Origin of the sequence: Verrucomicrobium sp. BvORR034 (assembly GCF_000739635.1) — a bacterium.
Classification (GTDB): Bacteria; Verrucomicrobiota; Verrucomicrobiia; order Verrucomicrobiales; family Verrucomicrobiaceae; genus Verrucomicrobium.
The window spans coordinates 69,049-92,361 of the sequence record NZ_BATQ01000184.1 but is presented as its reverse complement, the minus strand read 5'-3'; the positions used below and the strand labels follow the sequence as shown (position 1 = coordinate 92,361).

Annotated in this window: 17 protein-coding genes; 11 read left to right on the top strand and 6 right to left on the bottom strand. The window is 61.6% G+C overall.

Annotated elements, in window-relative coordinates; all coding sequences use genetic code 11:
- Positions 1-323: nucleoside triphosphate pyrophosphohydrolase family protein (locus BV034_RS33410; RefSeq protein WP_265593767.1), on the bottom strand; the 323-nt coding region annotated here is incomplete at its 3' end.
- A gap of 304 nt (positions 324-627) precedes the next feature.
- On the opposite strand from BV034_RS33410, the gene BV034_RS33405 reads away from it, so the two are divergent.
- A complete protein-coding gene (locus tag BV034_RS33405) occupies positions 628-1,161 on the top strand; it encodes a DUF4262 domain-containing protein (RefSeq protein WP_050031271.1) in 534 nt (177 codons plus the stop codon).
- Positions 1,162-1,704: 543 nt separating this feature from the next.
- On the opposite strand, the gene BV034_RS33400 is transcribed toward BV034_RS33405, so the two are convergent.
- The 3 genes from BV034_RS33400 to BV034_RS33390 all read right to left on the bottom strand — a co-directional run bounded on the left by BV034_RS33400 (position 1,705) and on the right by BV034_RS33390 (position 7,031).
- Entirely contained in the window at positions 1,705-2,997 is a 1,293-nt protein-coding gene (locus BV034_RS33400) for a hypothetical protein (protein ID WP_050031270.1), read from the bottom strand.
- A 163-nt stretch (positions 2,998-3,160) separates the two neighbouring features.
- Positions 3,161-4,522 (bottom strand): DUF1552 domain-containing protein, encoded by a 1,362-nt coding sequence (locus BV034_RS33395; RefSeq protein ID WP_050031269.1) that lies wholly within the window; start codon positions 4,520-4,522, stop codon positions 3,161-3,163.
- Positions 4,523-4,556: 34 nt separating this feature from the next.
- Positions 4,557-7,031, bottom strand: coding sequence for a DUF1592 domain-containing protein (locus tag BV034_RS33390; RefSeq protein ID WP_081888327.1), 2,475 nt, complete (start codon positions 7,029-7,031; stop codon positions 4,557-4,559).
- Positions 7,032-7,312: 281 nt separating this feature from the next.
- On the opposite strand from BV034_RS33390, the gene BV034_RS33385 reads away from it, so the two are divergent.
- Entirely contained in the window at positions 7,313-9,964 is a 2,652-nt protein-coding gene (locus BV034_RS33385; protein ID WP_050031268.1) for an adenylate/guanylate cyclase domain-containing protein, read from the top strand.
- Positions 9,965-10,089: 125 nt separating this feature from the next.
- Here BV034_RS33385 and BV034_RS33380 read toward each other — a convergent pair whose 3' ends face one another.
- Positions 10,090-10,614, bottom strand: coding sequence for a hypothetical protein (locus tag BV034_RS33380; RefSeq protein WP_265593766.1), 525 nt, complete (start codon positions 10,612-10,614; stop codon positions 10,090-10,092).
- Positions 10,615-11,048: 434 nt separating this feature from the next.
- Here BV034_RS33380 and BV034_RS33370 point away from each other — a divergent pair, with 434 nt between their 5' ends.
- The gene (locus BV034_RS33370; RefSeq protein ID WP_265593765.1) at positions 11,049-11,363 is read left to right on the top strand and encodes a hypothetical protein; all 315 of its coding nucleotides are present in this window, start codon (positions 11,049-11,051) and stop codon (positions 11,361-11,363) included.
- Positions 11,364-11,589: 226 nt separating this feature from the next.
- On the opposite strand, the gene BV034_RS33365 is transcribed toward BV034_RS33370, so the two are convergent.
- Positions 11,590-12,711, bottom strand: a complete 1,122-nt coding sequence (locus BV034_RS33365; RefSeq protein ID WP_265593764.1) for a hypothetical protein — start codon at positions 12,709-12,711, stop codon at positions 11,590-11,592.
- Positions 12,712-13,047: 336 nt separating this feature from the next.
- Here BV034_RS33365 and BV034_RS33360 point away from each other — a divergent pair, with 336 nt between their 5' ends.
- From BV034_RS33360 to BV034_RS33325, 8 genes are all read left to right on the top strand, one after another.
- Positions 13,048-14,388, top strand: a complete 1,341-nt coding sequence (locus BV034_RS33360) for a phenylacetate--CoA ligase family protein (RefSeq protein ID WP_050031263.1) — start codon at positions 13,048-13,050, stop codon at positions 14,386-14,388.
- 499 nt (positions 14,389-14,887) lie between these two features.
- A complete protein-coding gene (locus tag BV034_RS33355) occupies positions 14,888-16,504 on the top strand; it encodes a hypothetical protein (RefSeq protein WP_050031262.1) in 1,617 nt (538 codons plus the stop codon).
- Positions 16,505-16,527: 23 nt separating this feature from the next.
- Positions 16,528-17,322, top strand: a complete 795-nt coding sequence (locus BV034_RS33350; RefSeq protein WP_050031261.1) for an aldo/keto reductase — start codon at positions 16,528-16,530, stop codon at positions 17,320-17,322.
- A gap of 47 nt (positions 17,323-17,369) precedes the next feature.
- Positions 17,370-18,044, top strand: coding sequence for a DUF4893 domain-containing protein (locus BV034_RS33345; RefSeq protein WP_265593763.1), 675 nt, complete (start codon positions 17,370-17,372; stop codon positions 18,042-18,044).
- 714 nt (positions 18,045-18,758) lie between these two features.
- The gene (locus tag BV034_RS33340; RefSeq protein ID WP_050031259.1) at positions 18,759-20,546 is read left to right on the top strand and encodes a hypothetical protein; all 1,788 of its coding nucleotides are present in this window, start codon (positions 18,759-18,761) and stop codon (positions 20,544-20,546) included.
- Between the two features lie 72 nt (positions 20,547-20,618).
- Positions 20,619-21,239 (top strand): hypothetical protein, encoded by a 621-nt coding sequence (locus BV034_RS33335; protein WP_050031272.1) that lies wholly within the window; start codon positions 20,619-20,621, stop codon positions 21,237-21,239.
- 48 nt (positions 21,240-21,287) lie between these two features.
- Positions 21,288-22,067 (top strand): D-alanyl-D-alanine carboxypeptidase family protein, encoded by a 780-nt coding sequence (locus tag BV034_RS33330; protein ID WP_050031258.1) that lies wholly within the window; start codon positions 21,288-21,290, stop codon positions 22,065-22,067.
- A gap of 106 nt (positions 22,068-22,173) precedes the next feature.
- A complete protein-coding gene (locus BV034_RS33325) occupies positions 22,174-23,289 on the top strand; it encodes a hypothetical protein (protein WP_050031257.1) in 1,116 nt (371 codons plus the stop codon).
- Positions 23,290-23,313: the final 24 nt, after the last annotated feature.

The window sequence follows — 23,313 nt, the reverse complement described above, 5'->3', positions numbered from 1 at the left end:
CTGCCTTCGTCGACCGACCTAGGCGAAATCTCCGACAGAACAATGTCGTGGTGTGCCGCTATGTTTGCAAGGTACCACATGGAGTCTCCAAATTCTTCCTCCACGGTGCGTTGATAACCCACGTAAGCTGGGCCATCTCTGAGTTTCTTCTTCAGCGCGCTAAGCAGGGAACCCACTTCACCGAACAAGCCCAGGGAGAGAAAATTTAACTTGGCATCTGCTTCAAGTTGAGGAGAAAAAGTGGCAATCGCCCATTTTTGATAGTCATCAAGATCCAACGGGCGCTTCAAAACTTTCAAAAAGGCTGGCAATTGTTTGTTCATATCGGCGAAACTTTCGCACAATTTGGTGGTGGAATGCAATAAATTGTGGGCGATCACTACAGATCGACTCCCAATAGCGCCGAAGTAGGCCGGTTCTCCACCAGGTCGGCCACGATGACAGGCAGTAACATGCACAAGAGGCCACACTCAAGAGGCGATCATGATCGCCGCGAGAGTGCCCGTTCCGTAGATGAGGATGGCTTTTTGGTAGAGTCGCATGATATTCGTGTTTCTGCCCAGCGGTTCTGCGGAAGTCTGCAAGAGGACACCCTCGCCCACAACCTGCCCTTAAGTTACTTTGCTTATGCCTGACTTTCCCGCCTTGCTGCCTGAATTCCGTTTTCGCCTGCCGGATGATGCTGGCGATGAGAAGTTGCTGGGGGATGTGCAGGAGTACGGCTGGCATGTGGTGGCCATTCCGGATGATGCAGAAGGGCCGGGATTCGCCTTCACGGTGGGCCTCTATTTGCGAACGCTTCAACCTGAGATCCTCATCATGGGGATTCCAATGGAACCTGCCCACCGCATCTTGAACGCGGTGGGGAGGCGCCTAGTGACCGGGGGCACGCTCGTGCCTGATGAGCGATACCATGGCCTTGTCGATGGACGGGACGTTTGCTTCAGACCGATCCACAAAAGCTGGTTTCACGAATACCTGGGATACGCCAACTGGTTTTATCGACCATCGGAGGTGAAGTTCCCCGCGTTCCAGTGTTTCTGGCCCGACTCGGAGGGGCGGTTCCCGTGGGAATCGGGTTTTGATGCTCGATTTGCAGATCGGCAGATCGATCTGTCATTGCCTGACCCTGACCCGCTTCGCGGGAGACAGAAGACTTGAAGACAAAAGACGCCAGACATGAGCGAACGTAGTAGGCCGGCTGCGATACGTCTCTGCCACCCCTTCAGGGTGGAATTCTCTATTCTGCCAACCGGGGGTGTCGCTCGCTGCGCTCCCTCAACCACCCGGCTAATGGCTTGGATGCCTCCGGCATCGGTGGGGGCTGGCGGATGTTGGGATCAGAAGGTGGAGACCTAAAGTGCAGGTGAGGTCGGAAGCCTAGGGAGAGTCGGAGCATGGAGAAACGGTCAACACCTGTTCTCGCTTGCGAGGCTGTGGAGTGCTGGCGTGAAGCGCCACTTTTGCGGATCGATGTAAATTCCTTGAACCAGATCAGGGGAGCAGGGGGGCTGGTGAAAGCCGTGGGGTGGGAGGACGTGGTGCAGGCAGGCGAAAGCGGCGCTTTACGCGCGCACTCCACAGTCCCGCATGCGGGACCAGACGTTGGCAGTCTTCAGTGATCCAGATCACCCGGCATGCTGGCGAGACGAAGAAGCCCAATCCAAAATCACAAATCCAAACTCCAAAATCTTCCTCTTCCCCTCACTCTCTCCCCTCATACTTCTCCTCGCGCGGCAGTTCCATCACCTTCCACGCCAGGGGATAGAACCGCACGATCCGCTTGGGCCGGTAGCCTTCGAGCATCATGTCCATCTTCACGGTGATCTGCACACCGCTGTTGCCGCGGCCGATGGTTTGCGGGTGTTGGTTTTCTTTGATCTCAACGATCGGGCCGCTCTTGCGGTCGTTCACGGGATCGTAAGTCATGAGGGAGGGCAGGGCCACGGCGACGCCGCCGCGGGGCTCGTAGGGGGCCTTGGGATCATAGGTGGCAGCGGCGGCGGTGCCAGGAGCAGGCGGTGGCGGGGCCTTGCGCAGTTCCGCGAAGAGGGCGGGGTCCACATTGTCGAAAAACGTGATGGTGACGGTCTGGGGCTCATCGTCCACGGCATCGATCCAGCCGGGGAGACCACGCTCGCGCACGAGATTGCGATGACGCTCCAACTGCTGGGCGGCGGCGAGCTGGCGGGCGGTGTCATCCAGATACACCTCCGTGATGCGACCGGGTCCATACAATGTGACCCAGGTGAGATTGAACAACACGGACTGACCGGGCTGCAGAGCCTGGAGGTCGGCAAAGCCCTTGCCCTGAAACACGCGGGTGCTGGTGAGGAGGTCGAAGATGCGCTCCATCGTGGCTGGGCCGGGAACGGGCTTGCCCTCAGCATCATGCAGGGTCGCCACCAGCTTCATGTCCGCGAGGTTCACGGAGTCAATCTTCCACTGTTGCTTCTGGCGCTGACGGAAGGTGAAGTCGTCCTCCAGCCGGAAGCAGCGGCGGAAATCGATCTCGGGTGTCTTGCGGCGGAAGTAGCGGTTCGGTGGTGGAGCGGTGTCATCCACGGCACGAATGTAGAACTGCCCGTGCAGATGCGTGCCCAAGGGGATGTCCCGCAGATCCGCGAGAGCCCCCTGGTACCAGACGGAACCATAAGGCAGCATGACCGACTCCAGCGGCAGATCCCAGACCGCACGGTCCTGGCTGTCATTGCGGTCCACCCGCAGGTGGAACTTCCGCTCCAGATGATCCACCATGATGAGCTCGCCGGAGACCGCATGGGCCGAGCCCTCGGGCGGGAACACGCCTTCCTCGATCTGGTACCATGGCGGCAACCCGGGCTTGGCATCCTTCTTGTTGCCGCCTCCACCGCTGCCCGGGTTCACCGGGCCATCGGCGTCGATTCTGAAGGGGGGGCGTGCTGATTCCTGGGAGTGAAGGAGAAACGGAAACGCAGCGAGGAAACCTAGAGCGAGAGCGACGGTGCGGGAAGGCATGGGCGAACGGAAGGGGTAAGGGAAGAGGGGCAAGGGATAAGCCATGAATGCAGGATCAGGGGACAAGGCACTAGATATGGCAGGGATACGGGAAAGAACACCCGCGGCGGAGCCGCCGCACTTCACCCTTGGCCCTTATCCCTCTTCCCTTGACCCTCTTGCATCAGGAAACCAACTCCCCCAACGGCCTCACACTGTCCTGGAACGTCTCCGCCTTCACATCCACGCGTTGCAGCATGGTGAGCAGCAGATTGCTCAGGCGGGCGTCGCTGTCCACGGGGCGGGAGCAGATCTTGTAGTGGCCGATGGCGTCGGACACGTTGTACTGGCCGATCTTGGGCAGATTGAAGTCCACATGCTGGCCGTGCTTGTAGCCCAGGCCGCGACCGCCGGCGAGGATGGTGGGCAGGTTGGCGTTCCCGTGGCTGTGACCGTAGGCCATGCCGCTGCCCCAGAGCACCTGGGTGGAGTCCAGCAGATTGCGCTCATCCTCCTGGTGGGCCTTGAGTTGATCGAGGAAATAAGCGAGCTGCTCGATGAGGAAGGTGTCCGTCTGGGTGAGGCGGCGGAGCTGTTCAGGGTCGCCGTTGTGGTGGGAGAGGCCGTGACGCGTCTGGGAGATGCCGATGTCTGGGATGGCGCCACCGTTGGACTCGCTGCAGATCATGCAGGTGAGCACGCGGGTGGAATCCGTGCGCAGGGCCATGACCAAGAGGTCGTAGAAGAGGCGGTGGTACTCCGTGACCACGCTCATATCCAGCTTCCGGCTCAGGCGGGCGGCATCCGTTTGGGAAAGGGCGGGCTTGGGCACATTGAGCCACTCGTCCGCACGCTTCGTGCGCTCCTCCACCTGGCGCACGGCGGTGAGGTACTCGTCCAGCTTGTTGCGATCCTCCGTACCGAGCTTCTTGTTCACGCGCTTCGCGTCATCGGCCACGAGATCGAGGATGCTGCCACGCCGGGTGAGGCGGCGGCGGATGGTCTCCTTGCTGTCCTTCTCCACGCCAAAGAGCAGGTTGAAGATCGCCTGCGAGTTGCGCTCGGCCGGGAGCTGGATGCCATCGCGAGACCAGGCGAGGGAGTGGCCCTCGATGGCCATTTCCAGCGAGCTGAAGCGGGTGGAAGCCCCCTGCACCTCCGCCATGAGCTGGTCGGCCGAGACGGAATTGCGGAACGCCCCGCCATCCCCCGGCACATCGGCACCGGTGAGCCAGACCTTGTCGCAGTTGTGATGCTTCCCTAGAACCATGGGGTGGTGCAGGCCGCTGATGGGCGTGACGTCTGCCCGGTGCCGCTCGAGGGCCGCCATGGTCTCGTTGAACTTGAAGTCGGTGCCCGCCTTGTCCAACTGCCAGGTGAGGGTGTTCACCCCGTTGGGGATGTAGAGGAACACACTGCGCTTCGGCCGGGAGGGCGCGGGCAGGGAGGCCATGCAATCCAGCAGGGGCAGGGAGATGCACGCCCCGAGGCCGCGCAGCATCTGGCGGCGGCTGATCTGCCATTTGTTCAAGTTGAGGTTGGGCATGGCGGGTGAAAGTTAAGAGTGAAAAGGGCTGGCTTCAGCGGTGGACGAAGAGGTCCGAGGTGACGAGGGCGGTGATGAGGTCCTGAAGGTGGTAGTCCCTGGACTTGGAAACGGCGGCGATGGCGTGGAGTCGGGCTCGGTCGTCAAAGGAGAGGCTGCGGCGCAGGGCATAGGTGGCGAGCTTCTCGATGAAGGTTTCATTGAACCCGTCCAGGCTCGACATGAGGAGCGCCTTGAACTCCTCCGGCGTCTGATACGTGCGGCCGTCGGGAAGCTTCCCGCTGGCATTGATGGCGGGGTTCTGGCCCTGGCCTTCCGCGACGATCTCCTCCGTGCGCCAGCGGCCGATCGCGTCGTAGTTTTCAAAGGCGAGGCCCAAGGGATCAATGTTGGCGTGGCAGGAGGCGCAGTTGGGATCATGGATGTGGGCCTCCAGCTTCATGCGCAGGGTGGCCTTGGGGGCATCCACCGGATTGGGCGCGATGGGGTCCACATTGGCCGGCGGCGGTGGCGGGGTCTTGCCGAAGATGGCCTCAGAGAGCCATACGCCGCGATGCACCGGACGATGGCGGGTGCCATCAGACGTGAGGGAGAGCACGGAGGCCTGGGTGAGCAGGCCGCCGCGACGGCTCTCGCCAGTGAGGGCCACGCGCTGGAACTCATCCCGCGGCAGGCCGGCATTGGGCACGCCGTAGAACTCTGCCAGCCGTGCGTTGAGCATCGTCCAGTCCGAGTTCAAGAACTCACGCAGGGTCAGGTTCTGCTGCAGCACCTGGCGGAAGAAGGCCTTGGTCTCGCCCACCATGCTCTTTTCGAGATTCAGATCATAATCGGGATAGAGTTTTTTATCGGGCGGGAATCGGCCCACCTTGCGCAGGTGCAGCCACTGCGCGGCGAAGGAGTCCGTGAATCGCTTCGAGCGCGGATCCGCCAGCAGGCGGGCGGTTTGGCGGGCGAGTTCCGCCTTGTCCTGCAGCCTGCCTTTCTCCGCCAGATCCAGCAGTTCATCATCCGGCATGGTGCTCCAGAAGAGGTAGGAGAGACGGGAGGCGATCTCCCAGTCGTTCAACGTGTGGCGCTGGGTGTCCTCGTCGCCCTCCGCGATGAAGAGGAAGCTCTTGGAGCAGAGGATGGAGAGCATGCCCGCCTTCACGGCATCGTGGAACTTTTCTCCGGCGGCGAGCTCCGCCTTCACGATGCTCACATAGCCGTCCAGTTCCTCGGCGGTGACGGGGCGGCGGAAGGCGCGGCGGGCCAGTTTGCCCAGACCCTCGCGCACCTGGTCCAGGTTGCCCTCCTGGGCGGGCACGTATTCATCGCGACGGCGCTGCTGCTCCTCCGTGATGATGGGCCCCTTCCACGAGACACTGTCCATGATGAGGAAGGAATAGCGCGGGCGCCCCTGCTCATCGGTCAACTTCATCTGCCAGGGGATGCGGCCGTCCTTGAGGCTGATGAAGGGGCGGTTCCCGTGGCGGCCGGATCGCGGGTTGTTGGAGGGGCCGGGCACGTCATTGAGGACATTGATGCTCGGGCGGCCCTTGGGCAGATGGGCACGGAAGGTGACGGTGACCGGCTGGTCCTCCGGGGCGATGATGTCCTGCTCATGCAGCACGCGGTCCAGCTTCGACTCATAGACAAAGAGCCGCGGGGCCCGGCCTTTTTCCGGCTTCAGGCCGCTGAGGGTGTAGGTAATTTCATAGATGCCCGCCTCCGGCAGGGGATCCGCCGGGGCGGAGTAGCGGAAGATGTCGCCCGGCCACATCTCAAAGCGCACCTTGTCCAGCAGGCCCAGCTCGCGCAGGCGTTCGCGGTGGTTCTCGTCCACCTGCTTCTCCTCGATGGCGCGTTTCGACACCTGGATGGGCACGGGTTTCTTCAGCGGGTAGGCCTCGGCCAGGACGGTTTCGGCAGCGGCCATGTACTTCTCTACGGTGGAAGGGGAGAGCGTCATGACGGAGCCGATGCGCTCGAAGCCGTGCCACTCGGCATCCTCCAGGAAGCCGCCGGGGTCCGTGGCATCGAAGTGCACGCCCAGCAGATCCTCCACCGTGTTCACATACTCGTCACGGCTCAGGCGGTTATAGGAAACCTTGCCCCGCGCCGCCATGCGGGCGGACTCGCCCTCCTTCATGCGGGCGGCCACCTGGGCCACAAACTTCCCGCTCTCCTCGGCGGTCGGTTTCACCTTCTCCTTCTTGGGCGGCATCTCGCCGGAGTTGATGCGCTCCATGATCTCCAGCCACTGCGGGCTGTCCTCGAAGCCAATCTTGGCGGAGAGGTTGTCGATGCGGAAGTCGCCCTTGTCCGTGTCCGCGTCGTGGCATTTGATGCAGTGCGTCTCGAGATAAGTGCGCAGCTCCGGCTGGAGCCCGGCCAGGGGTGCGGTGGTGGGGGCGGCGTTCGAAGCCGGAGAGGGTGCCGGTGCCGCCGAAACCCAGCAGGGGGCCGCCGCCAGCGTCAACAGGCCGGCACGGAAGGGGGAAAGAAGACGGAAACGGGAAGTCATGCGCGAGGGCGGTTCCCAAAATACCTGGGAACGGCCATCTTTTTTGCAGAGATCACCCTGGGAGCACCCCCGAGTATTCGGGGGACCACTGCGTGGGAGACACCAGACTGCCAGACGTCAGACTCCAGACTGAGATCACATTCGTGAAGTGGCGGCCAGCTTTGATAGTCCCCTGAAGGTGCCTGGAGCCGGCACTTTTCACTTCTTACTCTCAACTTTTCACAGAATTTTTCACCGCCCCGCCATTGAGAAGCGCGGGGCCTGTCCCACATTGCGCGGTCATGACCGTAGCGCCTACCGGCACCATCACCTTCTTGTTCAGCGACATTGAGGGCAGCACGAAGAAGTGGGATCAGCACCCTGACGCGATGCAGGCGGCGCTGGGCAAGCACGACCGCATGCTGCGAGAGATCTTTGCCGCGTGCTCCGGCTATGTTTTCAAGACCATCGGCGATGCCTTTTGCGTGGCGTTCGACACGGCGCAATGGGCCCTGGCGGCAGCGCTGGAATGCCAGCGTGCCCTGCGGGATGCCGACTGGCGGGAGGTGGGGGGACTGCGCGTGCGCATGGCCCTGCACACCGGGGCTGCCGAGCACCGGGATGGGGACTACTTTGGCCAGGCTCTGAACCGTACGGCCCGCATTCTCTCTGCCGCCCACGGCGGGCAGGTGCTGGTGTCCCTGCCGACGGAGGAGCTGCTGCGAGATCACATTCCGCAGGGCGTGAGCCTGCGCCATCTGGGCGAGCACCGGCTGCGGGATCTGGCCCGGCCGGAGCAGTTGTACCAGCTCGTCGCCGCCGACCTGCCTTCGGAGTTCGGCGGGCTGCGATCACTGGAGAGCGTCGCCAACAATTTGCCCATTCAGCTCAGCACCTTCATCGGGCGCGAGCGTGAGATGGCGGAGGTGAAGCGCGTGCTGGGCACCACCCGGCTGCTTACGCTCACCGGGATGGGGGGCACGGGGAAGACGCGCCTTTCCCTCCAGGTCGCAGCGGACGTGCTGGACCACTACCCAGATGGCGTCTGGCTCGTGGAATTCGCCACCATCGATGATGACAGCCTCGTGCTGGAGACGGTCGCGGCGGCGCTCAATCTGCGCCAGGAGGCGGAGCGTCCCCTCACGAGCACGCTCACCCAGTTTCTGCGGGACCGGCACCTGCTGTTGATCCTCGACAACTGCGAGCACGTAGTCGCCGCCTGTGCCCGTCTGGCAGAGGTGCTGCTGCGGGCGTGTCCCCGCCTCAGCATCCTCGCCAGCAGCCGGGAGGCCATGAGCATTGCGGGGGAAACGGCCTGGCCTGTGCCGCCAATGTCTCTTCCCGATGACTGGCGGGAGATCAGCACCGCACCGGGGGCTCTGGAGCGCCTGGGCGGCTATGAGGCCGTGCGCCTCTTTGCCGAGCGGGCCCGCATGGTGCGGCCGGCCTTCCAGCTTAATTCCGAGACCGCACCGCTCGTGGCGCAGATCTGCTGGCGGCTGGATGGCATCCCGCTCGCCATTGAGCTGGCCGCCTCCCGCATCCGCGTGCTCACCCTGCAGCAGATCGTGGACCGGCTGGACGACCGCTTTCACCTGCTCACGACCGGGAGCCGCAATGCCGTGCCCCGCCAGCAGACGCTGCGACTGCTCATCGACTGGAGCCACGATCTCCTCAGCGATCCGGAGCGCCGGCTTTTCCGCCGCCTGTCCGTCTTTGCACGCGGCCGTACGTTGGAGGCGATCGAGTCCATCTGCTCGGGAGAGGGGGTGGAGGAGTTCGAGGTCATCGACCTGCTGACCCAGCTCGTGGACAAGTCGCTGGTCTATGTGGAGAAGCATCCCCGTCACGGGGCGCGTTATTTCATCCTGGAGTCCATCTGGGACTATGCGAATGAGAAGCTGGCTGACGCCGGCGAGGCAGAGACCTTTCGCATCCGCCACCTGGATTATTTCCTGAACTTCGCAACCAATGCCGCCCAAAAAATCCGGGGCCATGGTCAGCGGGAATGGCTGGAGACCGTGGGGCAGGAGGAGTTCAACATCCGGTTTGCCCTGGAGGCGGCGCTGGAGCTGCCCGGACAGGTGTCGAAAGGGTTGAGGCTGCTCACCGCGACCCAGCGGTATGTGGAGGTTCGAGGTCTGTTCAAGGAGACAGGGGAGGCCTTCCTGCGCCTCCTTTCCCATGCCGACGCCGCCACGCGGGATGAAGTGCGGGCTGAGGCCCTGGCGGCGGCCGGACGTCTGGCCTGGGTGGCGGATGATCTCCCTGCCTGTGCCCGCTATCAGGAGGAGGCTCTCTCCATTTATCGGGAGCTTGACCAACCCGCCGGGATCGCCCGGGCGCTGGCGGATCTGGGTTTCCTTGCGTTTGATCGCGGTGAGGCAACCCGTGCCCGCGTGCTCGTGGGGGAGGCCGCGCCACTGGCCGTATCGCTCGGGGACCGGCGGCTCACGGGACATGTGAAGCATGTTCAGGCCGTCTTCGCCGCCGCAGAGGGCGACTTCCGCCGCGCTTACGAGCTGGATGCCCAGAACCTCGCGATGTATCGGGAGGAGGGCGACACCTGGCAGGCCATCATCATGGCCTGGGCTGTAGGAGCGAATGCTGCGGCGTTGGGGCAGTTCAAGGTTGCTCATGAGCACCTCCGGGAATGCCTGCAGGTGGGCATCGAGCTGGGCAACCGCTGGGGTGCCTCGTATCCGCTGGACGCCTTTGCCGTGCTGGCCGTGGCAGAGAGGAAGTACGCCCGCGCCGCCCGTCTCATGGGGGCGGCAGAGGCCCAGCGTCTGCGCAGCGGTCTGGTGCCCCAGGCGGCAGATCACCCCGCCCTGAGGGCCATCTTGTCGGCTGCTCCGGACTTCCCTGGGACCGCCCTTGATGCCCCCCGGCGGGAAGGCAGTTCATTCAGTCTCGAGGCTGCCATCGCGTATGCCGTGAGTGACGAGGAATAGGCCGCTGCGCGGAGACTCCAGACGGCCAAACGCCAGACATGACCTGAGCTCGCATGAAAGTGTGCGCACAGCGGGTTTGTGCGGCGGCACTTTTCGCTTTTTACTCTCAACTAGTCACTGCGCTATTAAGGGCGGGTCTGCGGTGCCTTTGTTCGCTGGAGATCGCGGGTGGCGTCAGATTTTTGAGATCCCCTGCTGGCACGGTAACTGGCAACACGCTTGGCCACGACAGTTTCCTCTGGAGCGTCCGAGAGCATCGCGTGCAGACGGATCAGCCATTCCGCAAACTCGGCATCTTGTTCCATTCTGCGAGCGAAGAAAGCCAGGGCAGCCTCGCCTGGAGCGCTGTCTGATGAGACTTCGTTTAGTTCCGTAGAAACCTGGGGCGCAATCTGGACCCTGCCGGTCATGGTCTCCGGCACCTCGTCGTGGAGGTAGGCCACCAGTAGCCGGACCGTCGGCTCTGAACCGTAGTGCTCTTCGATGGCTGGTAGCAGTTTTGAGAGCGCCTCAAACGTGATGGGCTTCTGCCCAGAGCGGATGTAGGAAAGGTCGGTCGGGCTGATGCCGGAGAATTTGGCGAGCTGCCGGATGCTGAGATCCGGCTGCTCCATTTCCAACCAGATTCTGAGAGCTGTCGGGAATCGCATGTAAGCGTTATACGTACATGTAAATAAAGATCAAATACTTCTTGCACACGTGTATTTTATTGTCATACATGTCTGTAATATGAAGACGCCGGAGGTTGTATTCCTGGAGCACATGCTGGGCGCCGCCCGGATATTGCGCGGAAGCAAGGTGCCTGAAGTGGTCAGGCTTGCTGCGGTCGAACAACAATCCCTTCTACTTCGTTTGAAGGAGGCCATGAGAAAGGGGGCAGGAGATCCCGCTCAAGGGCCCACAGCCGTGCGGGAGGGATACTCGTGACCAGGGCAGGTATCGCAACCCTGGACGCTGGGTGAGGGGCGCAGATGCGGCATCTCAGTGACGGCAGCCAGGGGCTCAGAAACGCCAACTGGTGATTGACCGCGATATCCGCAGGCCGGGCCGGTCTTTCTTCAATACTTTTTACAAGTTGTTTCCTGTGTTCTCTTTTCGTCGAATCTCAAACATGGCCTTCACGGTGCCGCAAGGGGGCGAATGCCATCCCGGCACCAGGTTGCATGAAGCGCAATGCCTGCTGCACAACCATGCCTCGCTCCTGCCCGCTGGCGGGTTGTCCCAAGATGACTTCGTCGTAGTGTCCGGAGGCAATCTGATGGCGCACGGCAGACGCGGCGTGGTGAGACAGGTCTCCACGCAGGCGCTGATGGTTGAACTGGACAGCGGGAAAGTGCGTATTTTCCTCCCTCAGGAGCTAACGAAGCTAACGAATGATGATGATGAGGCGGCGGCATGATGCCGAGGTGTGAATGCATGCCTATCCTTCTGATTCGTGAAACATGGTCCCATCCGGCAATCGAAACCCGGCCGGAGGGACATATTTGTCCTGGTCCCTGCCAAGCGTTCCATGGGGGGGACTTGCGGGCACTCCAGTTTTCCGCGGACGACATGGGTGGCCCGACTGACGATCCCGTGTGTGGGATCTACACTACTTTTTCTGATTGCGCACTAAGCGCCAAGCACTAAGAACCCGCTCCCCCGACTTTCCCCTCCTTCTGAAACGTCTGCCAGTCTTTGGCGAACGCTTCATTCACCAACCACGAAGCCGTTGCCTTGTCGCCGGAGTAGGCCTGAAACGGTGCGACTGTGAGGGTCTGATACCCACCCACAGCCGCATCCCAGTTTTTCCCCAGACTGCCGGATTCCACGGCGGGCACGGTCAGCTTGACCGGTCCTTTTCCCGGATCGCTGTCTGCGGGCACGCGGGCGGCGAAGGTGTGGCGGAGGAAGGAGAAGACGAGGGGCCACGTCTTCTCGCCTGGGCCGTGGCCGGTCTTGGGCTCCACGGTGGATGTCCAGAGGGCGGCGTGTTTCTTTCGCATCACTTCCACCACGGTGAGGTTTTCCTCCTTGGAAGGGCGAGCGAGGAAGGGATCGTCTTCGCCGAAGATCACGAGGCCTGGCACCTGAGCCGCCCCGGGCTGGTACACCTGGAAGGTCGTGCCGGGCCGCATGGACACCCAGGCCCAGACGCGGCTGCCCTCGGTGGCGGTGAAAATCGCGGAGAAGCCGGTGCCGTTGGAATGGCCGTAGAGGAAGAGCGGCGCGTTCGCCAGTTCGGGATGTCCAGCCTTTTCGCCATACTGCTTTAGTCGGTCATAGAGCAGACTGCGGGGCCAGAAGCCGCGCTGCATGGGATTGCCCACGAACTTGAACACCGCCAGATTCAGCTCTGCGGCCATCTTGCGCAGTTCGGGATGTTTGAAGAGGTTTTCGCCGCTGCCATGACCGGACATGACCACGATGCCCTTCGCGGTCTTCACGCTTTCGGGGATCCACAGGTCAAACTTCACGTCCTCCTTCTTTCCCTCGCCCTTGGCCGCCACTGCCTGCCGCCATTCGTCATCGGTGAGCCGCCAGTCCCAGTTGCGCGAGACGGCCTGCTGCGGGGAAGGCGTGCCCCACTTGGCCTCATCCAGCACTCCGTCCCAGGTTTTTTGCTCCTTGGGCTGCGTGTTGGCCCGCACCCAGCCGAGGCTGTGACACTCGGGAAGCTGCACCGTATCAGTAAGCTCCACGTCCGCCGCGAGCAGCGGGGTGGCGAGGACAAGCAGGGGAAGAAAACGGGCCGGGAAACAGGACATGGCGAAGAACATGGCGTGAGCCCGAATAGTAATGGCCCAGGGTGCAGGTCTTATCATCCAGGTGGAAAATTTCCATGCGGGTAGGGGAGGCGGTCGTGATGCCTCGAACTAGAGGGGCAAGCAGTGAAGAGTTGAGAGTGGAAAGTCAAAAGTCAGCCGCAGCCGCCGTACCTGATGGGACGCTTGGATGGATCGTCGAGGGGTGTACTCTCGGCCGCGAGCTCAGGTCTTGCGCCTTGAGTCTTCTTGTCATGTGTCTTTGATGAAGCGGGCTTGATTTTTCCGAGCCCGCATCGAAAGGCGACTCGCGGCGAGCGAGAGTAAACTTCCATCTCCATGAGATTCCACCCCCCTAGAGAATCCTATCTGTGGCTGAAGGCCTTGTGGAATCACCGGCGGAATGGCCGCTTCACCCGCTCGCAGCTGGAAGTGGCGCAGCTTCGCAAGTTCCGCAAACTCGCGACCTGGTCGCAGGTACGATCCCCGTACTACCGTCGCCTTATGAAGGAGCGGCAGATCGACCCCGCCACCTGTGTGCCAACGGATTTCCCGTTGTTGACCAAGCAGGAGGTGAATGAGCATTTTGACGAAATTGTCACCGACCGTAACATCAGCCGTCAGCGCATTGCCGATTTCCTCGCCCATTCTGCGGAACCGGCGGAGTTGCTAGATGGCAAGTATCACGTGCTGCACACCTCAGGCACCTCTGGGACCATCGGCTATTTTGTCTACTCCAAGGCCGACTGGATTCGCGGAGCCAGTCAGGTGGCCAGGGCCTCGAAGCTGCGGTGGAAAAAGCGTGTGGCTTTTGTCGCCGCCACGCAGGGTCACTTTGCCGGGGTGAGCCTCATGCTCACGGGCAACCAGGGGTCCAACAGCTTCTTCCACGATGTGCGCACCTTCGATGTCGGCCAGCCGCTGGGCAAGATCGTGGAGGAGCTCAACCGCTTCCAGCCGGAGGTGTTGAGCGGCTATGCCGCCATCTTGAAGATGCTGGCCGAGGCCCAGGAGCGCGGCGAGCTGCGCATCCAGCCAACGGAACTGGGCAACGGCGGAGAACCGCTGCTGCCCGATGTGAAGGCGTATCTGGAGCGGGTCTTCGGCGTGCCGGTGCTGAACGGCTACGCCTCCAGCGAGCATCTCTACATGGCCATGTCCCTGCGTGGGGTCGAAGGCATGCATCTGCTGGAGGATGACCTCATCTTTGAGCTGGGCGACGACTACACCGCAGTGACGAATCTGTTTAACGAGACCATGCCCCTCATCCGTTACCGCATGGACGACGTGCTGGTACCAGACCGTGAGGCCGCCCCCAGCCCGTACCCCTATACCCGCGTGCGGGAGGTGGTGGGCCGGCAGGAGAACGCCCTCGTCTTTACGAACGTGCATGGGCAGGAGGACTTTATTCATCCCATCGTCGTGGCAGAACTGGTCGTGCCCGGCCTCAACGCCTGGCAGGTGGTGCTGGAGGACAAGACGTCGTTCCGCTTCCGCGCCCGCTTGGAAAACGGCCTGGGGAATGAGGAAAGAACTTCCACTCACGAAGCCGTGCACCGCACCCTGCGAGGATTGTTGGAGGGCAAGGAGATGTCCAACGTGAGATTCCAGGTCGAGGAGGTGGACGACCTGGCGGTTGATCCGCATTCCGGGAAGTTCCGGCTGGTGGTGAAGGGGTGATGGAATTAGGAATTAGGAATTAGGAATTAGGAATTAGGAATTAGGAATTAGGAATTAGGAATTAGGAATTAGGAATTAGGAATTAGGAATTAGGAATTAGGAATTAGGAATTAGGAATTAGGAATTAGGAATTAGGAATTAGGAATTATCTGGCGCGTTATCTCATGAACCCTCCGGGTTCGTAAGGGTTTGGAATATGTTATTGAATCGAACTGCCATGCTAAAACCCAAGACTTCCTCATGAAACTCCTATTCTCCCCATGGGGAATATTGGCGGGGTTCCTCAGTTTCTTTTTCTAAAAACTTCTTCAGGCAATGCAAAAAATCTTGCCAATTCCGGCAAAAGGTGTATAGATGAACACCCGTCTTCAAAAAAGAAGCACCCCCAAAAAGAAACAACAGACAAATACACCCCCCGCTTCTTTCAGGCGGCGCGGTCATGTGGCCCACACCAACAAGGTGCCTGCATGCCGCCGTGAAAACCACACCCCTAAGAACCATGCATACTCATGCCCTCATCCAAAACGAAACACTCTCCTTCGAGCTGCTGGCTGCCAAGCTGGCCGAAGATCAGGCGTGTCTCGCCGCAGGACGCAGGGTAGGGGATAGCGGCATGCTCGCGCCGCGTCTGGGCGGTGCGGAGGACAAGCGCACCGGTCTGGCCCATCAGCTGGCCCGGCACCTGTTCCCCTGTGAGGACAAGGACCGTACGCTGGCCTACATCCAGTATGGCCGTCTCCTGGCGAAGCTGCGGCAGGCCTGGCTGGAACAGCGTGAGATCGAGGAGCCAACGCACGTGGAGGACAACCCCTTCCGAATCGCCCGGCTGCCCGGGCAGCGTGCCCAGTTTGAGGCCCTGCTCCAGGTGCCGTTCTCGGACGGCATCCTGCACCCCACACCCATGCCGGTGGACGTCGCTCCCCTGGAAGATCTGAAGCCGGTGTTCCAGCACCTGGAGTCCGGCACAGGCGCTCCTGAATCCCTGCCCCGCATGGAGTTCACGCGTGGCGCCCTCGACTGCGAGGGCCGCATGGACATGTGCAAGCAGGTCGTGGCTGACCGTCACATCGGAGCCCTCGTGGATTCCGTGCAGCACAATGCGAACGTCCAGCACTTCCTCCTTGGCAATAACATCGTGGGGGATGCCGGGGCGGCTCACATCGCCCGGTTGGTGAGCAATCCCCAGACAGGCGAGTCCATCCAGACCCTTTATCTGGCCGGGAATTGCATCGGCACCAGCGGCTCGGCCTCGCTCGCGGACGCGTTGCGGGACAATCACACCGTGAAATCCCTGTGGCTGAAGCGCAATCCGCTTCATCTCGAGGGGGTGCAGCATCTTGCCTCCATGCTGGAGACCAATGCCTCGCTGGAGACTCTGGACCTGGCGAACACCGGGCTCTTCGACGAGGGCATCGCCGTGCTTTTTGCCAGCTTGCGGAAGAACTCCACCCTGCGCACGCTCTACGTGGATGCCAACGGCGTCACGCCTGCGGGTGCCCGGCACATCGCCGCCTACTTCGAGTTCTTGAAGTCGGAGGGGCGTGTGGGCCTCACCGGTCTGTTTGCCTCCATCAACCGTCTCGGTGACGAAGGGGCAAAGCTGATCGCAGAAGGGGTGAAAGGCTATGAACACCTGGTGCGGCTCGAGCTGTCATCGAACCGAATCCAGCAGCGTGGTCTTGAAGCCATTCTGGAGGTTGCCTCCGGCCTGCCCTCCCTCCGGTATCTGGGTGTCGGTTTCTACAAGTCCACCACGGACCTTGGAGAGCTGCCCAATTACTTCGATGGCAATGGCGCAGATCTCATCGCGGACTTCCTCCGCCACAATCAGGCCCTTCAGGTTCTGGACCTGCGGGACACCAACCTCCGCCCCGGCGGATTGGAGCTGATCGTGGAGGCCCTGGAGTTGAATCACTCCCTGCTGCATCTCTATGCGGACCAGTACGGTGCTTCGCTTGATCCCGCGTATCGTCAGCGGCTCGATGCCCTGCTGGCCTGCAACGTGGAGGCGACCCTGGGGCTTTCCCTACGGAAGTTCCGGAAGAATCCGCTGCGCTTCATCAAGCACACGGAGAACATCCGTCACATTGACAGTATCTACCGCAACCGCATGTAAGCCGCTGGCCTCTGCATGAAGTGATGGCTTTGAACACACTGCCGGCGGCGCACCGCATCGGGCTGGGCACCTATCAATTGGGCTCCCGGACCTATGAGGTGTGCCGTTCGGCATTGGACCTCGGCTACCGGCATCTCGATACCGCCACCCTCTATCGCAATGAGGAGGCGGTGTCGCGTGCCGTCGCGGACTGCGGCATTCCCAGGTGCGAGGTTTTTGTTGTTTCCAAGATCCTGTCGCGGGATGTGGCGGTGCCTGCGCGCGTGCTGTCTGCGGCTCGCGAAACCGTGGAGCGTCTCGGTCAGGTCGATCTACTTCTCCTCCATGCCCCGGCGGGAGAGTGGCTTCGTGCCTGGGAGTTGTTGCAAGAAGCCGCCGCTTGGCCGGAGGTGGGCGCGGTGGGCGTGAGCAATTTCGACATCCGGCATCTGGAGGGTTTGGTGGAACGAGGGCTGCCTCTGCCCTCGTGGAATCAGATTGAGGTCAGCCCATTTCTGCCACGAACGGCTCTCGTTCAATGGTGCCAGGGCCATGGAGTGCAGATCGCGGCGCATTCTCCGCTGGTTAAGGGGCAGCGCCTGGACCATCCGGTGCTGAAGGAGGTGGCTGCCCGGCATGAAGCTACGTCAGCCCAGGTATTGATCGCCTGGTCCCTCGCCCAAGGGCTGGCCGTGCTCCCACGGTCTTCGCAAACTCCGCACCTTGCCGAGAACCTTGCAGCTCAGCAATTTCAGCTCACCCAGTCGGACCTGCAAGATCTCTCTACCTTGGAGGATGGCTTTGCCACGCACCCTCAACATGTCCCGCCAGAAGGGTGATGAAGGGAGGCACTGGACGACCGCAGAAACTCGCGCACCTTTTGGGCATGTTAAATACCCCCCTCACGATTCGCACGGTTGTTCGCCTCACCGCGGCAGCCTCCGCCCTCGCTTTGTTCTCCACCGTGGCTCCCCTGGCCACCGCACAAGAGCCCGCCAAGGCCGATCCTCTGGTTGGCTATATGGAGACCAGCCATGGGCAACTTCTCAAAGCAGCAGAGCATCTCTTGCGAGAGGAGGTGAAACCGCACCTTACCTCCAGCGACGCCGATACCCTCCAGGCCGCGAACGAGGTGATCCGCCTGCTCGACATGAAACGCGAGCCCATGCCCATTCCCTCCACCTTCGTGGGGAAATGGCAGGTGCGCAGCATTCAAGGCTCGAACCTCGGGGTGTATGCCTACCCCTTCTTTTCCTGCGAAATTCGTCGCGAAGGGGCCAAAGGCATTGCCTTCCAGAAACACAGTGGCTCCCAGCGTCGGGTGGGCGTGCTGCTGCCTTACTCTGCAGACTCGCTGCTTTTTCTCGGCGGCAGCTATTATGAGGACGACAAGCCGCAGGGGTATAGCAACCTCCGCGGCGGCAAGGGTACCGGGTCAGATGCTGGGCAGGAAGATCGCGACAGTGTGGGCCAGCTCTATCAATTGGCCCCCGGCCATCTGCTTATGATCTTCGCGCCCATTAGCGGGCGTGGGGAAATCTATGAGCTGAAGAAGAGTTAGGTGGCGTTTGGGTGGGGGATCTTGCGTTTTTCCTACGCCAACAGCGTGATACAGAATAGTCCCGCAGTCGCGGGATCAGACCGCGAAGCGGTCGTCACCCCGGGTATCGATGGATGACGCTGGAACTCCAAGGGAGTTCAACAAACCGTTCAGATCACCCGGAGGCGGCCGTCCTGAGTGTGGTGGACACCTCAGGGATGTGGTCACGGTTTGTAGAACTCACTTTGGAGTTCTGATCCACTTGCCCTTGTACCCAGGGTGGCGGCTCGTGCCTCGCCTTACCCTGGGCTACTTTGTTTGACGCCCTTGGCGTCAGAGGACTCGTGGATAGCGACGCCGGACAAGGGTGTTTGCATGCTGTTCCCTTCGCCCCCCAAGCCGGATGGCACAACCGGACTACGCCCTTCGTTCCGCTGGCAGGGTTGGAGTTCCGTCCCGCATGCGGGACGGTCAGGGCGCGGTACCCTTGAGGTGGCAGTCGGCAACTCCCCGCATCGGTGGCAAGACATCTCTCCCTCCGCTCCCACGCGGGGCCGGAGACCACGCCCTCCTTTATTCTGCGGCGTGAGTAGGGGTGTCTCGCGCAACTACCGGCCCTTCAATCCACCTTCAGGTACACTTTCCTTACAACTTCCGTCGTGTGCCGGATTCGCGACCATGATATTTTGTGCAGGCTCCGATAAATGATGTCGGAGTTGTTTTCCTCACGCTGCCATGAAAACTCCGCCCCTCTCTGCGTGTGCCTCGTCGCGCCGCACCACATTTTTCCTGAAGCGTGCTGCGCTGGCAGGCATTGCCTCCCTTGTCATCCTGCCATTTTCCGGAAGCCTTCAGGCAGAAGAACCGGCTCCCAACATCCCCGGCCTCATGGTGGTGGAGTACCCTAGACGGGACGCCCAAACGGACGAAAACAACTTTGCCCTGCCGCTCAAGGAATTCGGGGACCCGACCCGTAGGAAGTACGTGGCGGAATCGCTCTCTCCCTGGCGATGGAACCCGGATCGCAACGCCCTCGCCACGGGATATTTGAAAATTGAGAGCGATGGAGAATACCAATTCTCCACTCGCAGCTTCTATGATCGCAATGTGCTCATGGTGGATGACCAGGAAGTCTGCGGCTTCCGCGATGGCGAGGAAAGGGTCGCAACGATCGCGCTCAAGAAGGGCTCTGTAAAATTCGTCTCGGCCGGATTTGTCGGGGGACGGGGCAATGAAGGCATCCAGATTCGCTGGAAGCCTCCGGGCCAGGAGGAACTGGGTCCCATTCCACCCCAGTTGCTCTCGCATCCCAGTGATCGCGCCCAGCCAGGTGGTGAAAAGCGGCTGGCTCAGTCGCCTCCACCCGCGACGGAACTGCGGTCGATGGTGGTAGGTTCTTCCACCCGGGTGGCCACCCACTTGATCACGGTCACCGACGACTTTGTGGTTGAGGCTTACAAAAACGGCCGACGGATCGAACAAAGAACGCTGCTGGATGAGATCTACGGCGCCACCGTGGAGCGCATGGACGTGCAGGTGCGCCAAGGGGACTGGCTGGTGTTTCATGTGGCCAACAACCGCCTGCGATGGGGAGGAGCCAAGTACTTCGCCGTGGCGGGTTGCTTTGGGAAGAATGAGTTTGGCTTCGTATCCGATCCCGCATCCGGTTTGTGGTCAGTGTGTGACGACCCTGGTCGGGCTCGTGACTTCATTCGCCTGCGGGAAGAGGGCACCGAGGTCCGGGCCAGTGTCATCGCCCAACCTTGGGCAGATGGTGATGGCCACATGCGAGCCCATGCCGGTGAGGACTTCCCCGGCAAGCCCCTCTGGGGTGGTGGCAGTTCCACCTGGATCAAGTATGTGGTCCCGCACGATCCGAAGCGCCGCGTTATCTTGCCCGTGGGTGCTCCTGAAGACGAGCCCGCTCCTGCCAAAAAGGCGGCGGCAGAACCGTCCCCCTCGTCATCTCCTCCTGCCGCTGCGGTCTCCACATTGCCCAAGGTCGTCGCCAGCCCCACCCGCTGGCCTGTTCAGGTGCTCTCCGCCATCTATGGCACGGGTGGAAAGAACGCCGATGTTACCGCTCGGGTGAAGGACCTGGTGGAGAACCAGCGCGCCTTCTTTGCGGTTGACCCACCTAATCTGGGGGCGGATCCCAATCCCTACTGGAACAAGGGACTCACCATTGTGTACATGAAGGATGGGGTGCGCCGCGAGCAGCATCGGGGTGAGAATGAGCACGTGCTTCCGGAGAGCTTCTATGGCCCGCAGGATGCGGCCGAACTGACCAAATGGCTGCCCGGCAGCCGTTGGCGGGGGGAGAAGGGAGAGCTGCAATTCCACGCTGACCGCACTGTCACCGGGCCGGGCATCGATGGCGCACCGCAATGGGAGACCCTGGCCAACAATCACTTCCGCATCACCTGGGCGGCGGACCGCAAGGTGGAGTACTACTTTGACTACACCTGGAGCAGCCTCCGAGAGGCGGCCGACGCCAAGGTGATCTATCACGGCGTGAAGTAAGACCGCATTGGGACGAGACGCGCGATTGCAATTGCCATTGCGGGCGGCGCATTTCTGAGGATGCTTCCCGCCATGTTCGCCCGTCTTCCGTGCTTCCTTTCCCTGCCTCTGGTGCTTTGCACTCTCGCGACCGGCACGGTCACGAGCCTCGCTGATCAGTTCGTGCTCTTCGATACGACCTTCACGTTCACAAAAGAGGACGCAGACAATGCCAAGCCCAGCAAGTCGCACTACTACGTGAAGAGCGACAAGCTCAATCCCGTACGGCCCAAGGACTGGACCGCCCCGGTGGACTATCGCAACGGCACCGCCCATGTGCGGCTGGAAGTGCTGGATAAACCGGCAGGCGGAGAGGCCACCACGTGGAGTGTCTGCTACATCCCCTACAAAGGACAAAACCACGGTTACGGTGCCTTCAACACGGATGTGTATAAGGAGAAGGGCGTGTACGAGCGGGACATCGCCATGACCAAGTTCTGGCAGAACAACGACATCCTCTGGAATGAGGGGATCAAGGAAATGCACCTGGTCATCAAGGACAACAGCGGCGGCAGCGGCCATGCCCACAAGCGTGCCGATCACGAGAAGTTCTTTCCCACCAAGGTGCGCATGACCGTGGTGCAGGTGTCTGCTGGCTCCACCTACGATCCCAAGCTCCTCACGGAGACGCTTATGCAGACTGGCAAACCCTAGTCTGACGTCCACGAAACGACCGCGCACCCCCTCGCGAGAGTTCGATCCATGCTCACTTCTGAAGATCCCGGCACCTCCGTGCCTGCGTTGGCAGGCCCTGACTCCATTGTGGCTCAGCGGGCCATGGTCCTGCGCCCAGCCACCCAGGAGGTGATATTTGAAAGAGCCCCCGATCTCCAGGGCGCGGTGGCCAGCACGCAGAAGCTGCTCACGGCGCTGGTGGTCTGGAGCGCGGGAGAGCTAGACCGTCACATCATCATTCAGGAGGAGGACTTGGCCTGCATGCCCTATCACCTTGGCCTGCAGCCCGGCGAGCGGGCCACACGGCTGGATCTGCTGCATGCCATTCTGCTCGGCAGCTCCAATGATGCCGCCATGGCCCTGGCGCGGGACAATGCCGGCAGCATCGAGGCCTTTGCCGTGAAAATGAACGAGACGGCTGTCCAGTGCGGCATGACGCACAGTTGTTTCATTAATCCGCACGGCCTGCCGGATGACCGGCAATACTCCACCGCACGTGATGTGGGACGCCTCGCTTGCCGCATCGACAGCATCCCCGGCCTGCGCGCCATGGTGAACTGCCGGGAGCATGCTGTGCCCCGGGCAGATGGCAGTCTCATCCAGCTCCGGAACCGTAATCGACTCCTCCTCGAGGCACCCGGTTGCGACGGGATGAAAACGGGCTACACCCGGGCGGCGGGTTTTTGTCTGGTCGCCAGCGGGGGCTCCGGCCCAGAGCGTCGCATCGCCGTCGTGCTTAACAGCACGGAGGACGCCGTCTGGGCAGATGCCAGGATGCTCCTTTTCGGGGCCAGCCTGGTCCCGTAGCCAGCGCGTCACCGTTTCCGGGCAGTGCTTTCCAGAGGCAATTTTTTAACTTCCGTGCCGTCACAATGTCACGGGCTCTCACATTCAGAGGGGCAATTCCCCCCCTATGGATACCCGAACCGATTTCAATGAATTAGCGAGGCTCCTTGCCGGACTGGGCTCCGCGAGCGCCGTGGACCCCTTTGCGGACGGGCGTGCCTCCGCCTTGTGGCAGCAGCATGCCCGCGTGCTGGAGGACCTCTTCTCCAAGTTCGAGCGCGAATACGCCAGCCCCTTCTCAAAGTGGGCCCGCATTCATCTTCGGGAATTCAGGAAACTATCGACCGTGTTCTACCCGTTCAGCGGTCCAGACTTCATGTTTGCCCACCTGCTCCACCCCAGTGCGGGCACCTATCTGCTGGGCGGGTTGGAGACGTGCGAGGCTCCCGGCGATGCCTGTGCCGCCACCTTCTGGGGATCCCGCCTGGAGTTGCTGGCGGAGCTGGAGGCAGGCATCCATCACTTCCTTGAGCATTCCTTCTTTGTCACCGCAGAGATGCGGCATGCCTTTGTCACGAAGCGTTGGAACGGCATCCTGGCCCCTCTGCTGGTCTTCCTGGCCCGCACGGGACATGTGATCACGGGAGTGGAGCGATTGCCTCTGCAGCAGGATCCGCGGCGTCCCGGCGGCACGGCCACGGGGGCTGTGCGCATTTGTGCCACCATCGAAGGGAGACCCAAGCAAATCATCTATCTGCAGAAACACCTGCGGGATGACCACTGCCCGGCGTCGGATGCCTTTTATCGTTTCGTGGGCAGCTTCGGCCCGCTGGGCGTGTTTCTGAAGAGCGCCAGCTATCTGCTGCATGAGCCGGACTTCATGCACCTGCGGGATTTCATTTTCGAGCGTGCCTCCTGCCTAGTGCAGGACCCTAGCAGCATGCCCTATGCGGCCCTCGTCGAGCGCGGCTGGAGAGTGCGGGTGCATGGGCGATATCAGCGCACGCCGCGGGCCTTTCCGCAGTATGAGCAGCGCGATTTGATCAAGCTCTGCCAGACACCGGGGGCCGTGGGGCCAGAGCTTCCCTTCGGGTTTGGCTACCACTGCCACCCCGGGCAGGCCAGCCTCATGATTGCGGCACCACCCGTTCCGGCGGTTGTCACCTCGATCCCTTCCCGTTCCCTGGTCTCCGTGCTTTCCTCGGTGCTCTCCCCTTGCTGGGAGGGGGTAGAACGTGCCTGATCCAAAACAACCCCACCGGGCGTG

What these genes read in the sequence shown, in the direction of transcription:
- BV034_RS33405 (WP_050031271.1), top strand. Translation starts at nt 628, where the DNA reads ATGCCTGACTTTCCCGCCTTGCTGCCTGAATTCCGTTTTCGCCTGCCG.
- BV034_RS33400 (WP_050031270.1), bottom strand. Translation starts at nt 2,997, where the DNA reads ATGCCTTCCCGCACCGTCGCTCTCGCTCTAGGTTTCCTCGCTGCGTTT.
- BV034_RS33395 (WP_050031269.1), bottom strand. Translation starts at nt 4,522, where the DNA reads ATGCCCAACCTCAACTTGAACAAATGGCAGATCAGCCGCCGCCAGATG.
- BV034_RS33390 (WP_081888327.1), bottom strand. Translation starts at nt 7,031, where the DNA reads ATGACTTCCCGTTTCCGTCTTCTTTCCCCCTTCCGTGCCGGCCTGTTG.
- BV034_RS33385 (WP_050031268.1), top strand. Translation starts at nt 7,313, where the DNA reads ATGACCGTAGCGCCTACCGGCACCATCACCTTCTTGTTCAGCGACATT.
- BV034_RS33380 (WP_265593766.1), bottom strand. Translation starts at nt 10,614, where the DNA reads ATGCGATTCCCGACAGCTCTCAGAATCTGGTTGGAAATGGAGCAGCCG.
- BV034_RS33365 (WP_265593764.1), bottom strand. Translation starts at nt 12,711, where the DNA reads ATGTCCTGTTTCCCGGCCCGTTTTCTTCCCCTGCTTGTCCTCGCCACC.
- BV034_RS33360 (WP_050031263.1), top strand. Translation starts at nt 13,048, where the DNA reads ATGAGATTCCACCCCCCTAGAGAATCCTATCTGTGGCTGAAGGCCTTG.
- BV034_RS33355 (WP_050031262.1), top strand. Translation starts at nt 14,888, where the DNA reads ATGCATACTCATGCCCTCATCCAAAACGAAACACTCTCCTTCGAGCTG.
- BV034_RS33350 (WP_050031261.1), top strand. Translation starts at nt 16,528, where the DNA reads ATGGCTTTGAACACACTGCCGGCGGCGCACCGCATCGGGCTGGGCACC.
- BV034_RS33345 (WP_265593763.1), top strand. Translation starts at nt 17,370, where the DNA reads ATGTTAAATACCCCCCTCACGATTCGCACGGTTGTTCGCCTCACCGCG.
- BV034_RS33340 (WP_050031259.1), top strand. Translation starts at nt 18,759, where the DNA reads ATGAAAACTCCGCCCCTCTCTGCGTGTGCCTCGTCGCGCCGCACCACA.
- BV034_RS33335 (WP_050031272.1), top strand. Translation starts at nt 20,619, where the DNA reads ATGTTCGCCCGTCTTCCGTGCTTCCTTTCCCTGCCTCTGGTGCTTTGC.
- BV034_RS33330 (WP_050031258.1), top strand. Translation starts at nt 21,288, where the DNA reads ATGCTCACTTCTGAAGATCCCGGCACCTCCGTGCCTGCGTTGGCAGGC.
- BV034_RS33325 (WP_050031257.1), top strand. Translation starts at nt 22,174, where the DNA reads ATGGATACCCGAACCGATTTCAATGAATTAGCGAGGCTCCTTGCCGGA.